The sequence below is a fragment of the Anoxybacillus sp. PDR2 genome (assembly GCF_009834045.1).
GTDB classification, from domain to species: Bacteria; Bacillota; Bacilli; order Bacillales; family Anoxybacillaceae; genus Anoxybacteroides; species Anoxybacteroides rupiense.
This window is the reverse complement of record NZ_CP047158.1, coordinates 3645940-3660555: the sequence shown is the minus strand read 5'-3', so window position 1 is coordinate 3660555 and position 14616 is coordinate 3645940. Positions and strand designations below refer to the sequence as shown.

Here is a 14616-nt window from a genome sequence, read left to right as displayed (position 1 = left end):
CAGATTTACCCACAGTAAAAATGGATTTATCCACAATGTGTGGATAGAAATAGATGGTTCGCATATGATTTTGCTTGGTTCTTCAAAATTAGCAATAAAATTGAATAGATAATCAACGATGAATGGTGGTGAGAAGCATGGAAACAAAAATTTGGATTGTGGATAAATTTGTGGATAAACATGAACTTTATCCACAAATTTCACAAGCGGCCGAGCTGTTGCGTGCCGGTGAAGTGGTTGCTTTTCCTACTGAAACCGTATATGGATTAGGGGCGAATGCCGCCTCGTCGGCAGCTGTGAAAAAAATTTTTCAAGCGAAAGGACGTCCGAGTGATAATCCATTGATTGTTCACATTGCTGATTATGATCAATTGGGACAGATCGCTGTGGATATTCCTGATGTGGCGCAAACGTTAATCGAGCGGCTATGGCCGGGGCCCCTGACCATGGTTTTGAAAAAGAGAAAAAATGTTGTTTGTGAAGAAGTAACAGCCGGTCTTGCGTCGGTTGCGGTGCGTATGCCGGCCCATCCAGTCGCTCTGGCCTTAATTCGGGAGAGCGGCTTGCCGCTTGCTGCTCCAAGCGCGAATCGGTCAGGAAAACCGAGCCCGACAAGCGCCATGCATGTTTTAGCTGATTTAAATGGAAAAATCGCGGGTATAGTGGATGGCGGACCAACGGGAATCGGAGTCGAATCAACGGTGTTGGATTGCACGACGGACATTCCAATCATTTTGCGTCCGGGAGGCGTTACCAAAGAGGAGCTAGACCACCTCATCGGACGTGTTCGTGTGGATGCAGCGTTATTGAATGAAAAGGAGAAGCCAAAAGCGCCAGGAATGAAATATACACATTATGCACCGCGAGCGCCGTTGACGATTGTAGAAGGCACTTCAGCATTTTTACAGCATCTTGTTGATGAGCAGCGCGCACTCGGTAAAAAAGTGGGAGTGTTAACGACCGAAGAGCGGCAATCGACTTACAGAGCAGATGCTGTGATCTCCTGTGGGAAGCGGTCAGATTTATATACAGTCGCTCGCCATTTATATGATGCGCTTCGGGCGTTCGATGAAGCTGAGGTGGACATGATCTATAGCGAATGTTTTCCTGATCATGGCATTGGTACAGCTATTATGAATCGCTTAAAAAAGGCGGCGGGATATCGGGTTCTTTATGAAAAATAACCAGTCTAAACCTCCCCGGACTTGCATATGTTACCAATAGGCAAGTCCGGGGAGGGTGGGAGATGAAGGAATTAGTTGGTGAACTGGTGACATTGTGCATGATGGCATTTGCATTGGGCATGGACGCATTTTCGATTGGATTGGGAATGGGTTTTTTTCGTTTGCGTGTTAAGCAAATGTTTCATATAGGGTTTACCATCGGTCTCTTTCACGTGCTAATGCCGATGCTAGGAATGTTTGTGGGGCGTCTTCTGTCTGAGCAATTTGGAGCGATTGCCACTTATGTCGGCGGCGGACTCCTGCTTATACTAGGCTTGCAAATGATTGTCACTTCCTTAAAGCGAGAAAGTGATCCGCTGATTTCGCCGGTCGGGATAGGTTTAGTTTTTTTTGCCTTGAGCGTCAGCCTCGACAGCTTTTCGGTCGGTCTGAGTCTCGGCATTTACGGAGCCCGCACGCTATTAACGATTCTGCTGTTTGGTTTTTTTAGCATGGTTCTTACATGGCTTGGCTTATTGCTGGGAAGCCGCTTTCAGCGCTGGCTTGGCATTTATGGGGAATTGTTGGGCGGCAGCATTCTGCTAGTATTCGGTTTAAAGCTGATGATTCCCTTTGGATAAGGCCGCTATATGGGGATGTAACTTCATGCCTTAGCATGTACATAATGGAGTTTGGGCCGCTTTTCACGGTCAAATGAGCGAAAAACGCCGCTTTACAGAACCATGGATGGATCTGAAAGCGGCGTTTTTTGGACTTTTGTCATTTGTTTGCGGGGCCGGGATCTGCCAGCAGACTCACCTTCGTCTGCTGATGGTCTGGAGACGATTCGTTCCATTCTCCTATATTTATAGAGTAGCAATCTTTTTTGCACTATACTTTAGAAAAAGAATTCTATTATAATAATGCTATACAGGCCTTACCAACGAGGAGGGTATTATGTCGATTCATGTACTTTTTGTCTGTACGGGGAATACGTGCCGAAGTCCAATGGCTGAAGCTCTATTAAGGAACAAGCGACTGCCGGATGTCCAAGTGAAATCCGCAGGCTTATTTGCTATGGAAGGGAGCGACGCCTCTGACTATGCGAAATTGGTATTAACAGAAAAAGGAATTGATATGGCTCATTGTTCTTCGTTTCTAAAAAAAGAAGATGTGGACTGGGCTACGTATATTTTTACCATGACAACCGGGCACAAACAGCAGCTGATGGAACGATTTCCGGAGGCAAAGGACAAAATCTTTACAATGAAGGAATTTGTTTTAGGACAAGAAGGGGATGTAGTCGATCCGTTCGGGGGCTCTGTTGAAGTTTATCGCCGGACGAGAGAGGAGCTGGATCAATTGATCGAGCAGCTCATTCAAAAGCTATAATGGGATATTTGAGGGGGATATAGGCCATGAGTGAGAAAAAGAAATACGGGTTTAGCCTGCGATTAAAGCTTGTTGTGTTTACGACCGTTTTGGCCGTTATTACGTATTCTACAAGCGCGTTCTTTATTTATGTGCTTTATGATCTGATGTTTAGTACGTTTGATAAGAGTTTGTTTACGATTGTGATCCTATTGCTCGGTATTTTCTGGTCAGGACTTTTGGCGTATATCGCTTCAGGTTTTATTACACGTCCGCTGCATCAATTAGAGCAGGCGGCGATTAAAGCGGCAAATGGAAAAATTGATGAAGATGTGCCGCTAGCTAAATCGGATGACGAGATACGGGCATTGGGAGTCGCTTTTAATGAAATGTTAAGAAATTTGCGAATGATGGTCCGCAATATTGAAGAAAACTTTGCCCATACAAACGAAAAGGTAGTCGAAATTACCGATGCCTCAAGCGTGGCAGTCGAGCGCTCAGAAAGCATAGCCCGAACGATTGAGGAAATTTCCAAAGGGGCGACCGACTCGGCTGTTTCGATGCAGACAACCGCCGAATCAGTGGAAGATGTGTTGAAGATCGCCAATGAAGTTCAGCAAAAAGCAAAGCAATCAGAGCAATTGGCCGTTGATATGGTCGACACGCTTCATAAGAGCAAAGAAGTCATTGATTCACTTGTAACAGGCATTCAACATTTAGCCCAAAATAATCAGGCTTCGTTAAATGCGGTACGGCGCCTTGAGCAGCATGCCAAAAAAGTCGAGAATATCATTTTGCTTGTTGGTGATATTGCGGGTCAAACGAATTTATTAGCTTTAAATGCTTCCATTGAGGCGGCGCGTGCTGGCGAACATGGAAAGGGCTTCGCTGTGGTTGCGGAAGAGGTGCGGAAGCTGGCTGATGAAAGCGCGCGGGCCGTGCAGGGCATTTCTGAGCTAATCAAAAATATTCAAAAAGAAGTCGTTCACGTGGTCGCGCAAATTGATGAGCAGGTGACCGCTGCCAATGAAGAAGCTGCAAAAGGAAACGATACAAATGAAGCGATTATGAAGATGACTCATTCGATTCATGAAGTGGCTAATTCCGTTCATCAAATTGCGGAATTGGTGAAGGAACAAATGCGGCATATTGAAAAAACGTCCATCCAATCTCAGGAGGTAGCCGCGATTGCTGAAGAAACATCAGCCGGAGCGCTTGAAGTGACGGCTGCCACACAGGAACAAGCCGCAATGATTAACCATGTGAATGAGCTTGTCAGCCAGTTAGCGGAGCAAGCGCAAAAATTAAAAAATACGATTGATCGTTTTTGTGCAAGATAAGTGAATGGATGAGAAGAATATCAAATGGGTCGTCCGTATGAACGGATCCGTCTGCTTGACAGGCGGCGCTTATCGTTCGGGAACAGAAAGAGAAAGGCAGCAACGCTGATGGAGGGCCCATGCCTTTTAAGCGGCATCCATATAGACTTCTTATGATGCCCTGTGTTTTAGGATGGAAATTTGTTTCGTAAAAGAGCATAATAAGTGTTAAAAGCGGTAGACAAAGTCCACTTTGACTTTGTCTACCGTCATTTTGAGCATCAGCCGGTCTTGAAAACGCCTGACAGACAAGGAGCGAAACCGCCCATCGAACAAAAAAACATTCATGGGTGGACGAGCAAGGCTGGCGACATACGATGACAGCGTTTGTCAACAGCCTGAATAAGTTAATGAAAAAGTCGCTTTTTATCGTTACAATGGAAGGAAAGAGAAAAAGGAGGAAAACAACATGAAAGTAGCCATTGCGTCTGACCACGGCGGAGTAGCCATTCGCCAAGAAATTAAAAAGCTTATGGAGGAAATGGAAATCGAATATATCGATTTGGGATGCGAATGCGGCAGTTCTGTCGATTATCCTGATTATGCCATTCCGGTGGCTGAAAAGGTGGCGAGCGGCGAAGTCGATCGCGGTATTTTAATTTGTGGAACAGGAATCGGGATGTCGATTGCCGCCAATAAAGTAAAAGGAGTGCGGTGCGCCCTTGTTCACGACGTATATAGCGCGAAAATGACGCGAGAACATAACGACAGCAACATATTAGCAATGGGAGAACGGGTCATCGGGCCAGGGTTGGCGAGGGAGATTGCGAAAGTATGGCTGACAACAGAATTCGCAGGAGGCCGCCATGCGAATCGCGTGAATAAAATCCATCAATATGAGCAGACACATCTGTAACGAGGAGGAGACGGATCATGCTTTCACAATGGAAGCAGCAATGGCAAGCGATTTTGAGCGAATTTCGCCAGCAGGTTCCTCTCTCTTCTGAGCACCTCCTTGTCATTGGCTGCAGCACGAGTGAAGTAATTGGGCAAAAAATTGGAACAGCAGGCACAAAAGAAGTAGCGGAAATGATTTTTGCTGAATTGCAACAATGGCGCGCTCAATCGGGAATCCAGCTTGCTTTTCAATGCTGTGAGCATTTAAATCGCGCGCTCGTTGTTGAACGAGAAACCGCATTGGCTAAAAATTTGGAAATTGTCTCCGTTGTTCCGGTCGCTTCGGCCGGGGGAGCGATGGCGGAATATGCGTACAATTATATGAAGGATCCAGTCGTTGTCGAATTTATTAAAGCGGATGCCGGCATCGACATTGGCGATACATTCATCGGCATGCATTTAAAGCATGTCGCTGTTCCCGTCCGTACTTCCATTCGTGAAATTGGTCGTGCTCATGTGACATTGGCGAAGACAAGACCGAAATTAATCGGTGGAGATCGGGCGGTCTATTTCAAGGAAAACACGAATGCTTCATACCAATCTTGTTGATTTTGTTCATTTTTTCTTTGAATCCTTTCCTAAAATGCTGTTAAAATAGAGGAGAATATTCTGATATCTCGAAAAAAGGAGGAGCTTGTGATGAACCACTTGCCACAACAAGATCCACAAGTATTTCAAGCGATTCAAGATGAATTAAAAAGACAACAAACAAAAATTGAGCTGATTGCGTCTGAAAATTTTGTCAGTCCCGCTGTAATGGAAGCGCAAGGATCGGTATTAACCAATAAATATGCAGAGGGATATCCGGGCCGCCGTTATTATGGGGGCTGCGAATATGTTGATGTTGTCGAGAATTTAGCGCGTGAACGGGCAAAACAATTATTTGGTGCCGAGCATGCGAACGTTCAGCCTCATTCCGGTGCGCAAGCGAACATGGCGGTATATTTCACCGTATTAAATCACGGAGATACGGTTTTAGGTATGAATTTATCCCATGGAGGACATTTGACGCACGGAAGCCCAGTGAATTTTAGCGGAATTCAGTACAACTTTGTTGAATATGGAGTAGACCCGGAAACTCACCGAATCAACTATGACGATGTATTGGAAAAAGCGCGCTTACATAAGCCAAAGCTCATCGTAGCCGGTGCCAGCGCCTATCCGCGCGAGATTGACTTTGCGCGATTCCGTGAAATTGCTGATGAAGTCGGAGCGTATTTGATGGTCGACATGGCTCATATCGCGGGTCTTGTTGCGGCAGGTCTTCATCCCAATCCTGTTCCTTATGCTCATTTCGTAACAACGACAACGCATAAAACGTTGCGTGGGCCACGCGGCGGTATGATCCTTTGCAAAGAAGAATTTGCTAAGCAAATCGATAAAGCGATTTTCCCTGGCATTCAAGGCGGTCCATTAATGCATGTTATTGCTGCAAAGGCTGTCGCATTAGGCGAGGCGTTGAATGATAGCTTTAAGGAATATGCCCAAAACATTATCAGCAACGCTTCACGTTTGGCAGAAGCGTTAGTAAAGGAAGGATTCACGCTTGTATCAGGAGGAACGGACAATCATCTTTTACTCGTTGATTTACGTTCGCTTGGATTAACAGGAAAAGTCGCTGAGAAAGTTCTTGATGAAATCGGCATTACCGTCAATAAAAATACGATTCCATACGATCCGGAGAGCCCATTTGTCACAAGCGGCATTCGCATCGGCACAGCAGCTGTTACAAGCCGCGGCTTTGGCCTTGCTGAAATGGATGAAATTGCAAGCATTATTGCCCTTGCCCTTAAAAATGTAGATAATGAAGAAAAGCAAGCAGAAGCACGCGAGCGTGTAGCGGCATTAACTGAAAAATTCCCGCTTTATGCATAGTCTCATTCATGCCTCGTATCTTTTTCAAAGATACGAGGCAATTTTTTAATCATTCATGACTGTTATTGAACAGATGTCATTTTTTCGGTAAAATATAAAGAAGTGCAACATGAAAAAAAGAGGAGAAGAGACTATGGGCAAAGTATACGTATTTGATCACCCCCTTATTCAACATAAACTTACATATATCCGGGACAAGCAAACAGGTACAAAGGAGTTTCGTGAATTAGTCGAAGAAGTAGCGACATTGATGGCTTTTGAAATTACACGCGATCTTCCGCTGGAGGAAGTGGAAATCGAAACGCCGGTCAGCAGAGCGAAATCCAAAGTTATTTCCGGGAAAAAGTTGGGAATTATCCCTATTTTGCGCGCGGGAATTGGCATGGTGGATGGCATTTTAAAGCTAATCCCAGCTGCAAAGGTCGGCCATATTGGGCTGTATCGTGATCCAGAAACATTAAAGCCGGTCGAGTATTATGTCAAGCTTCCGACAGACGTAGAAGAGCGCGATTTTATTGTCGTGGATCCGATGCTGGCAACAGGCGGCTCAGCCGTTGAAGCCATTCATTCATTAAAAAAGCGCGGAGCGAAACACATTAAGTTCATGTGTTTAATCGCTGCTCCTGAAGGGGTAGAGGCGGTCAAAAAGGCGCATCCGGATGTTGATATTTACATTGCCGCACTTGATGAAAAATTAAATGATCACGGCTATATTGTTCCAGGGCTTGGAGATGCAGGAGACCGACTATTTGGAACGAAATAGTATATTTTGTTAAACGCTGAGCATGCTAACATGGATGCTTGGCGTTTTTTCATATGAAGCAAAAGTGACGCGGGAATTGCTCTACTTTTATAAACGAATTTTCGATCGAAGCCAATCGCTTTTGCGAGAAATGCATTTTTCGCAATGGTTTTAGAGGAACGCCAAACCCTCAGATTCCGCGTGAAAAGGGAGCAGATTCGCAGAAATGAAGGAAAAATTTGATAGTGAAAAATATAAATATTATATTATACAATAACAATATGAAAAATAAATGAGGAAATGTCACAAAATATTAATAATTTATTTGAATTTATTGGCTAAACACGTTGACATTGGACGATGCCTATTGTATGCTTACAGGGGATATAATGATAAGGTTTTCACGAGGTTTATCTACAAAAACTTTTACCATAAGGATGTATGTGTATGCGTCCAAAACAGCGCCATCCCCTTCAAGCGATCGGTCTCATGTCCGGGATCGTATCCCAGCTAGTTGGTTCGATTTTGATAGGGATTTTTGGCGGGAAATGGATTGACGAAAAGCTTGGCACGGAGCCCATCTTTCTTGTTGTAGGGCTTCTGATTGGTCTTGCGGCAGGCATATATGCGATGTTTCGCTTGATTCGTCAATATTTCCCAGAGGAGTAAAGGCATGCAGCAAATGTTCTTAAGACAGCAAAAATACATATTTTATCTATTGTCTCTTTACACGCTAGGCTGGGGCTTTACAAGCTATAAAACCGTTTTCTTAAGCTTGATTTTAGGAACGGTGATCAGTCTGTTTTTGTTGTGGAGTCTAGTCCGGAAAGTCGAAAAATTCGGACGAGCGGTCGCTCAAGGCAAAAAAGCCCGCTCGCTCGGAACGTTTTCGCGCTTAGCGGCCGCTGTCTTGGCTGCGGCGATTGCCATCGAATATCCGCAATATTTCTCCATCATTCCTGTTACGATAGGATTAATGACATCCTATACTGTCATTATAATAGATTTTCTTTTGCACAAAAATAAATAACATAAATGGAAAGAGAGGTGAAAAAAGTTGGAACATAAAGCACCGATTGTTGAATGGTTGGGACTGACATTTAATTTGTCCAACATCTTAATGACGACCATTACAAGTCTCATTGTGTTTATTATTGCTATTGCTGCAACAAGATCTCTTCAGCTTCGCCCTCGGGGAATGCAAAATTTCTTGGAGTGGGTGTTTGATTTTGTGAGGGGAATCATTAACAGTACTATGGACTGGCAAACGGGCGGCCGCTTCTTAACATTAGGTGTTACGCTCATTATGTACATCTTTGTAGCGAATATGCTCGGTCTGCCGTTTTCTGTCCGTTTCGGAGATACGCTTTGGTGGAAGTCTCCAACTGCCGATCCAACCATTACGTTGACTCTTGCAGTCATGATCGTCGGCCTCACGCATTATTATGGCGTAAAGCTTAAAGGTGTTCAAGAATATGGTCGTGATTACTTACGGCCAATGGCCTTTCTATTCCCGTTGAAAATTATTGAGGAATTCTCTAATACTTTAACATTGGGCTTGCGTCTTTACGGTAACATTTTTGCCGGAGAGATTTTGCTGGGGCTGTTGGCGGGGCTTGCCACAAACGGCGGCGTGTTTGGCGCGCTTGGCGCTGCCATTCCGATGATGGTTTGGCAAGCATTCAGTATTTTCGTAGGCTGTATTCAAGCATTTATCTTTACTATGTTAACAATGGTTTATATGGCACATAAGGTGAGCCAAGACCATTAATGATAAACTTTTATCCAAAAAAATTATATGACATAAATAGAAGGAGGATATTTAACATGAATTTAATTGCAGCTGCTATTGCAGTAGGTTTGGCAGCACTTGGTGCTGGTATTGGTAACGGTTTAATCGTAGGTCGTACTGTGGAAGGAATCGCTCGTCAGCCAGAATTGCGTCCTGTACTTCAAACAACGATGTTCATCGGGGTAGCGTTAGTCGAAGCGTTACCGATTATCGGCGTAGTTATCTCATTCATCGTTATGAACAGATAATCAATAGTTCCTTATGTGATGGCGAAGTTCGTGCAGACGATCACCTTCGCCATTCCTTTATGTACATTACATGTAAACCCTGCCATTTTATGAAAAAGTTTAGCGGCTGAAGGGAGTGAAAAGCGGTGTTAATAAGCATGAACATGTTTTTATTGGGTGCTGCTGAGCATCATACAGGACTCAACACAGGTGATATCATTTTCCAATTGCTTATCTTTGTCATCTTATTAGCATTGCTCCGGAAATTTGCGTTTGGTCCATTAATGGGCATTATGAAACAACGCGAAGAGCATATTGCTAATGAAATTGAACAAGCAGAAAAACACCATCAAGAGGCGAAAAAGCTTGCGGAAGAGCAGCGGGCATTTATGAAGCAATCGCGTCAGGAAGCGCAAGCATTAATTGAAAATGCTCGCAAGCTTGGCGAAGAGCAAAAAGAGCAAATTATCGCAGCGGCTCGTGAGGAAGCCGAGCGTTTAAAAGAAGCGGCGAAAAAAGAAATCGAGCGCGAAAAAGAGCAGGCGGTTGCTGCGTTGCGTGAGCAAGTGGCATCTTTATCTGTATTGATTGCATCAAAAGTCATTGAAAAAGAATTAAGCGAGCAAGATCAAGCGAAGCTGATCAATGAATATATCCAAGAGGTAGGAGAAGGGCGATGAGCAAAGAAGTCGTAGCAAAGCGTTATGCGTTAGCTCTTTTTCAAATCGCCAATGAACAGCAGCTCCTTGATCAGTTTGAAGAAGAAATCCGTGTGATTCAGCAAGTGTTTGCTGCACAGCCGGAATTTCTGTCCGTATTGACTCATCCGAAGCTCTCGATAGACAAGAAAAAGGCGTTAATCAAAGAAGTGTTTGCTACACTGTCAACGCCTTTGCAAAATACGCTTCAGTTGCTGCTTGATCGCCATCGTATCGACATTGTCGAGTCACTGGCGGATGAATTTATTGCACTTGCAAATGAAGCGCGCGGCGCGGAAGAAGCAACGGTATATTCTGTCCGGCCGCTAACGGAAGATGAGAAACAGGCGCTTTCGCAAGTATTTGCAGCGAAGGTGGGCAAAGCAACCCTTCACATTCAAAACATCATTGATCCAAGCTTAATTGGCGGTGTGAAGCTGCGTATCGGCAATCGCATTTATGACGGAAGCGTCAGCGGAAAATTAGAACGACTTCAACGTCAGCTTATTGGCTAAAGATTTATAGATAGGGGTGAAATGCATGAGCATCAGAGCTGAAGAAATTAGCGCGCTGATAAAAAAGCAAATTGAAAGCTATCAGTCTGAAATCAAAGTGAGCGATGTAGGTACAGTAATCCAAGTTGGTGACGGTATCGCGCGCGCACATGGCCTTGACAATGTCATGTCAGGGGAGCTCGTTGAATTTGCAAATGGTGTCATGGGAATGGCACTGAACCTTGAAGAAAACAATGTTGGTATCGTTATCTTAGGTCCGTATACAGATATTAAAGAAGGCGATGAAGTTCGTCGGACAGGCCGTATTATGGAGGTTCCTGTTGGTGAAGCATTGATCGGCCGTGTCGTCAACCCATTAGGACAGCCGGTAGACGGATTAGGACCGATTGCAACAACGGAGACTCGTCCAATCGAAAGCCCGGCACCTGGGGTTATGGATCGTAAATCAGTACATGAGCCATTACAAACAGGTATTAAAGCGATTGACGCACTTGTGCCAATCGGCCGCGGTCAGCGCGAGTTAATTATCGGAGACCGTCAAACAGGTAAAACATCGGTTGCGATCGATACGATTCTGAACCAAAAAGACCAAAACATGATTTGTATCTATGTGGCAATCGGACAAAAAGAATCAACGGTTCGTAACGTTGTTGAAACATTGCGCAAGCATGGCGCGTTAGAGTACACAATCGTTGTCACTGCTTCTGCTTCGCAACCGGCTCCATTGCTATTCCTAGCTCCATACGCTGGGGTATCAATGGGAGAATACTTCATGTATAAAGGAAAGCATGTGCTTGTCGTATATGATGATTTATCGAAGCAAGCGGCCGCTTACCGTGAGCTTTCCCTATTATTGCGCCGTCCTCCAGGCCGTGAAGCGTATCCAGGGGACGTATTCTACTTGCATTCTCGCCTTTTAGAGCGTGCGGCGAAATTAAGCGATGCAAAAGGAGCAGGATCTTTGACTGCATTGCCGTTCGTTGAAACACAAGCAGGGGACATTTCTGCCTATATTCCGACGAACGTTATCTCAATCACAGACGGACAAATTTTCTTGCAATCTGACTTATTCTTCTCTGGTGTGCGTCCGGCAATCAACGCGGGTCTTTCCGTTTCTCGCGTAGGTGGTTCTGCGCAAATTAAAGCGATGAAAAAAGTAGCCGGTACGCTTCGTCTTGACTTAGCTGCGTATCGTGAGCTTGAAGCATTCGCGCAATTCGGTTCAGACCTCGACAAAGCGACACAAGCAAAGCTTGCTCGTGGTGCGCGCACAGTTGAAGTGTTAAAGCAAGGGTTGCACGAACCGCTTCCAGTAGAAAAACAAGTGGCTATCATTTACGCATTAACACGCGGATTCTTAGATGATATTCCGGTTGAAGATATTCGTCGTTTTGAGAAAGAATTCTTTACATGGCTTGATCAAAACGGCCAGCACATTCTTGATCATATTCGCACGACAAAAGATCTTCCAAGCGAAGAAGATCTCAACAAAGCGATCGAAGATTTCAAGAAAACATTTGTTGTTTCTGAATAAAAGGCGGCAGGAGCAGAAGGGGCGTGAAGCCTTCTGTTCCTTGTCTCTATCAATAGATTCAGCGCAAAAAAGGTGGTGAAAACCTTTGGCATCATTACGCGATATTAAAACGCGAATCAACTCGACGAAGAAAACAAGCCAAATTACAAAGGCGATGGAGATGGTTTCCGCTTCAAAACTGCATCGCGCTGAAACCAATGCGAAATCGTTTGTTCCTTATATGGAAAAAATTCAAGAGGTTGTCGCAAACATTTCATTAGGCAGTTCAGTCAATCACCCGATGCTAGTGAAACGTCCTGTCAAAAAGACGGGCTATTTGGTTATTACATCTGATCGCGGATTAGCTGGTGCATACAATAGCAACATTCTTCGAGCGGTTTATCAAACCATTCAGGAGCGTCATAAATCGACAGATGAATATGCGATCATTGCCATTGGCCGTATGGGCTTGAACTTTTTCCAAAAGCGCAATATCCCGGTTGTTTTAAACATTACCGGATTGCCAGATCAGCCATCATTTGCTGATATAAAGCGAATTGCCAGCCAAACTGTAGGCATGTTTGCTGACGGTACATTTGACGAGCTATATATGTATTACAACCATTTCGTAAGCGCGATTCAACAAGATGTAACGGAAAGAAAGCTTTTGCCGCTTACGGATTTAGTGGCTGAGAAAAAACGAACATCTTATGAATTTGAGCCGTCACAAGAAGAAATTTTGGAAGTGCTTTTGCCGCAATATGCCGAAAGTTTGATCTATGGGGCATTGTTAGATGCCAAAGCAAGTGAGCATGCGGCGCGCATGACGGCAATGAAAAATGCGACTGATAATGCAAAAGAACTTATTCGTACGCTTACACTTTCATATAACCGTGCCCGTCAGGCAGCGATTACGCAAGAAATTACGGAAATCGTGGCAGGAGCTAATGCGCTGCAATAACCAGCTGCGTCGGTGCATGCGTCAGAGAGACGTTCAAGTAGCAAGTTAGGAGGGAAAACGGATGACAAAAGGACGCGTTCTTCAAATTATGGGTCCAGTTGTAGACGTAAAGTTCGAAAGCGGACATCTTCCTGCGATTTACAACGCCCTTAAAATCCAACATAAAGCGCGCAACGAAAATGAAGTCGATATTGACTTAACATTAGAAGTGGCCCTTCACCTTGGCGACGATACTGTTCGTACGATTGCGATGGCTTCTACGGACGGTCTCATTCGTGGCATGGAAGTCATTGACACAGGGGCGCCAATTTCCGTGCCTGTCGGTGATGTGACACTTGGCCGCGTATTCAACGTATTGGGAGAGCCAATTGATTTAGATGGAGAAATTCCGGCGGATGCACGTCGCGATTCCATTCATAAACAAGCACCAAAATTTGAACAGCTTTCCACTCAAGTAGAAATCCTTGAAACAGGAATTAAAGTTGTCGATCTTCTTGCACCATACATCAAAGGTGGAAAAATCGGTCTGTTCGGTGGTGCCGGTGTAGGTAAAACGGTATTAATCCAAGAGCTTATCAACAACATCGCTCAAGAGCACGGTGGTATCTCGGTATTCGCGGGCGTCGGTGAGCGTACTCGTGAAGGTAACGACCTTTATCATGAAATGAAGGATTCCGGCGTTATTAACAAAACGGCGATGGTGTTCGGACAAATGAACGAGCCGCCTGGTGCGCGTATGCGCGTAGCATTGACAGGTTTGACAATGGCGGAATATTTCCGTGATGAGCAAGGACAAGACGTGTTGTTCTTCATCGATAACATTTTCCGTTTCACGCAAGCGGGTTCCGAGGTTTCGGCGCTATTAGGACGCATGCCGTCTGCGGTAGGCTATCAGCCAACGCTTGCGACAGAGATGGGTCAATTACAAGAGCGGATTACATCAACTGCTGTTGGTTCAGTAACATCGATTCAAGCGATTTACGTACCAGCGGACGACTATACAGACCCAGCTCCAGCAACCACGTTCGCACACTTAGATGCGACAACGAACTTGGAGCGTAAATTGTCTGAGATGGGGATTTATCCTGCGGTAGACCCGCTTGCTTCGACATCTCGCGCGCTTTCGCCAGAAATCGTTGGTGAAGAGCACTATCAAGTGGCGCGTAAAGTGCAACAAACGTTGCAGCGCTACAAAGAATTGCAAGATATTATCGCCATTCTTGGTATGGACGAGCTTTCTGACGAGGATAAACTTGTGGTTCAGCGCGCTCGCCGTATTCAATTCTTCTTATCGCAAAACTTCCACGTTGCGGAGCAATTTACAGGTCAGCCAGGTTCTTACGTGCCTGTAAAAGAAACCGTTCGCGGTTTCAAAGAAATTTTGGAAGGAAAATACGACCATCTTCCAGAAGATGCGTTCCGTCTTGTAGGCCGCATTGAGGAAGTAGTGGAAAAAGCGAAACAAATGGGCGTAGAAGTCTAA

Annotated in this window: 17 protein-coding genes; all 17 read left to right on the top strand. The window is 44.8% G+C overall.

What is annotated here, in order from left to right; translation table 11 throughout:
• The first annotated feature begins 137 nt into the window (after positions 1–137).
• Positions 138–1184, top strand: a complete 1047-nt coding sequence (locus GRQ40_RS17655; protein ID WP_159720622.1) for an L-threonylcarbamoyladenylate synthase — start codon at positions 138–140, stop codon at positions 1182–1184.
• A 62-nt stretch (positions 1185–1246) separates the two neighbouring features.
• Positions 1247–1804, top strand: coding sequence for a manganese efflux pump MntP (locus GRQ40_RS17650; RefSeq protein ID WP_080862207.1), 558 nt, complete (start codon positions 1247–1249; stop codon positions 1802–1804).
• 316 nt (positions 1805–2120) lie between these two features.
• Positions 2121–2555 (top strand): low molecular weight protein arginine phosphatase, encoded by a 435-nt coding sequence (locus GRQ40_RS17645; protein WP_159720620.1) that lies wholly within the window; start codon positions 2121–2123, stop codon positions 2553–2555.
• Between the two features lie 26 nt (positions 2556–2581).
• Positions 2582–3874, top strand: coding sequence for a methyl-accepting chemotaxis protein (locus tag GRQ40_RS17640; protein WP_080862209.1), 1293 nt, complete (start codon positions 2582–2584; stop codon positions 3872–3874).
• A 448-nt stretch (positions 3875–4322) separates the two neighbouring features.
• A complete protein-coding gene (gene rpiB / locus GRQ40_RS17635) occupies positions 4323–4769 on the top strand; it encodes a ribose 5-phosphate isomerase B (RefSeq protein ID WP_044741542.1) in 447 nt (148 codons plus the stop codon).
• Between the two features lie 17 nt (positions 4770–4786).
• Positions 4787–5359, top strand: coding sequence for a TIGR01440 family protein (locus tag GRQ40_RS17630; protein WP_066150623.1), 573 nt, complete (start codon positions 4787–4789; stop codon positions 5357–5359).
• 90 nt (positions 5360–5449) lie between these two features.
• Complete coding sequence (gene glyA / locus GRQ40_RS17625; protein ID WP_159720618.1) at positions 5450–6685, top strand: serine hydroxymethyltransferase; 1236 nt, start codon at positions 5450–5452, stop codon at positions 6683–6685.
• 133 nt (positions 6686–6818) lie between these two features.
• Positions 6819–7448, top strand: a complete 630-nt coding sequence (upp, locus tag GRQ40_RS17620) for a uracil phosphoribosyltransferase (protein WP_066150620.1) — start codon at positions 6819–6821, stop codon at positions 7446–7448.
• 426 nt (positions 7449–7874) lie between these two features.
• A complete protein-coding gene (locus GRQ40_RS17615; RefSeq protein WP_044741546.1) occupies positions 7875–8096 on the top strand; it encodes an AtpZ/AtpI family protein in 222 nt (73 codons plus the stop codon).
• A gap of 4 nt (positions 8097–8100) precedes the next feature.
• Positions 8101–8457, top strand: coding sequence for an ATP synthase subunit I (locus GRQ40_RS17610; RefSeq protein ID WP_066150614.1), 357 nt, complete (start codon positions 8101–8103; stop codon positions 8455–8457).
• Positions 8458–8484: 27 nt separating this feature from the next.
• Positions 8485–9198, top strand: a complete 714-nt coding sequence (gene atpB, locus GRQ40_RS17605) for a F0F1 ATP synthase subunit A (RefSeq protein ID WP_066150612.1) — start codon at positions 8485–8487, stop codon at positions 9196–9198.
• A 56-nt stretch (positions 9199–9254) separates the two neighbouring features.
• Positions 9255–9467 carry a F0F1 ATP synthase subunit C gene (gene atpE / locus GRQ40_RS17600; protein ID WP_017436872.1) on the top strand — a complete coding sequence of 71 codons (213 nt, stop codon included), beginning with the start codon at positions 9255–9257 and terminating at the stop codon, positions 9465–9467.
• A gap of 137 nt (positions 9468–9604) precedes the next feature.
• Entirely contained in the window at positions 9605–10126 is a 522-nt protein-coding gene (atpF, locus tag GRQ40_RS17595; protein WP_066150851.1) for a F0F1 ATP synthase subunit B, read from the top strand.
• Positions 10123–10659 carry a F0F1 ATP synthase subunit delta gene (locus tag GRQ40_RS17590; protein WP_044741551.1) on the top strand — a complete coding sequence of 179 codons (537 nt, stop codon included), beginning with the start codon at positions 10123–10125 and terminating at the stop codon, positions 10657–10659. Before atpF ends, GRQ40_RS17590 begins: the two co-directional genes overlap by 4 nt.
• A 25-nt stretch (positions 10660–10684) precedes the next feature.
• Complete coding sequence (gene atpA / locus GRQ40_RS17585; RefSeq protein ID WP_066150609.1) at positions 10685–12193, top strand: F0F1 ATP synthase subunit alpha; 1509 nt, start codon at positions 10685–10687, stop codon at positions 12191–12193.
• 85 nt (positions 12194–12278) lie between these two features.
• On the top strand, positions 12279–13133 hold the full coding sequence (locus GRQ40_RS17580; protein WP_159720616.1) for a F0F1 ATP synthase subunit gamma: 855 nt from the start codon (positions 12279–12281) through the stop codon (positions 13131–13133).
• A gap of 61 nt (positions 13134–13194) precedes the next feature.
• Positions 13195–14616: a F0F1 ATP synthase subunit beta gene (gene atpD / locus GRQ40_RS17575; protein WP_044741554.1), complete on the top strand. Its 1422-nt coding sequence runs from the start codon at positions 13195–13197 to the stop codon at positions 14614–14616.

What these genes read in the sequence shown, in the direction of transcription:
- GRQ40_RS17655 (WP_159720622.1), top strand. Translation starts at nt 138, where the DNA reads ATGGAAACAAAAATTTGGATTGTGGATAAATTTGTGGATAAACATGAA.
- GRQ40_RS17650 (WP_080862207.1), top strand. Translation starts at nt 1,247, where the DNA reads ATGAAGGAATTAGTTGGTGAACTGGTGACATTGTGCATGATGGCATTT.
- GRQ40_RS17645 (WP_159720620.1), top strand. Translation starts at nt 2,121, where the DNA reads ATGTCGATTCATGTACTTTTTGTCTGTACGGGGAATACGTGCCGAAGT.
- GRQ40_RS17640 (WP_080862209.1), top strand. Translation starts at nt 2,582, where the DNA reads ATGAGTGAGAAAAAGAAATACGGGTTTAGCCTGCGATTAAAGCTTGTT.
- rpiB (WP_044741542.1), top strand. Translation starts at nt 4,323, where the DNA reads ATGAAAGTAGCCATTGCGTCTGACCACGGCGGAGTAGCCATTCGCCAA.
- GRQ40_RS17630 (WP_066150623.1), top strand. Translation starts at nt 4,787, where the DNA reads ATGCTTTCACAATGGAAGCAGCAATGGCAAGCGATTTTGAGCGAATTT.
- glyA (WP_159720618.1), top strand. Translation starts at nt 5,450, where the DNA reads ATGAACCACTTGCCACAACAAGATCCACAAGTATTTCAAGCGATTCAA.
- upp (WP_066150620.1), top strand. Translation starts at nt 6,819, where the DNA reads ATGGGCAAAGTATACGTATTTGATCACCCCCTTATTCAACATAAACTT.
- GRQ40_RS17615 (WP_044741546.1), top strand. Translation starts at nt 7,875, where the DNA reads ATGCGTCCAAAACAGCGCCATCCCCTTCAAGCGATCGGTCTCATGTCC.
- GRQ40_RS17610 (WP_066150614.1), top strand. Translation starts at nt 8,101, where the DNA reads ATGCAGCAAATGTTCTTAAGACAGCAAAAATACATATTTTATCTATTG.
- atpE (WP_017436872.1), top strand. Translation starts at nt 9,255, where the DNA reads ATGAATTTAATTGCAGCTGCTATTGCAGTAGGTTTGGCAGCACTTGGT.
- atpF (WP_066150851.1), top strand. Translation starts at nt 9,605, where the DNA reads ATGAACATGTTTTTATTGGGTGCTGCTGAGCATCATACAGGACTCAAC.
- GRQ40_RS17590 (WP_044741551.1), top strand. Translation starts at nt 10,123, where the DNA reads ATGAGCAAAGAAGTCGTAGCAAAGCGTTATGCGTTAGCTCTTTTTCAA.
- atpA (WP_066150609.1), top strand. Translation starts at nt 10,685, where the DNA reads ATGAGCATCAGAGCTGAAGAAATTAGCGCGCTGATAAAAAAGCAAATT.
- atpD (WP_044741554.1), top strand. Translation starts at nt 13,195, where the DNA reads ATGACAAAAGGACGCGTTCTTCAAATTATGGGTCCAGTTGTAGACGTA.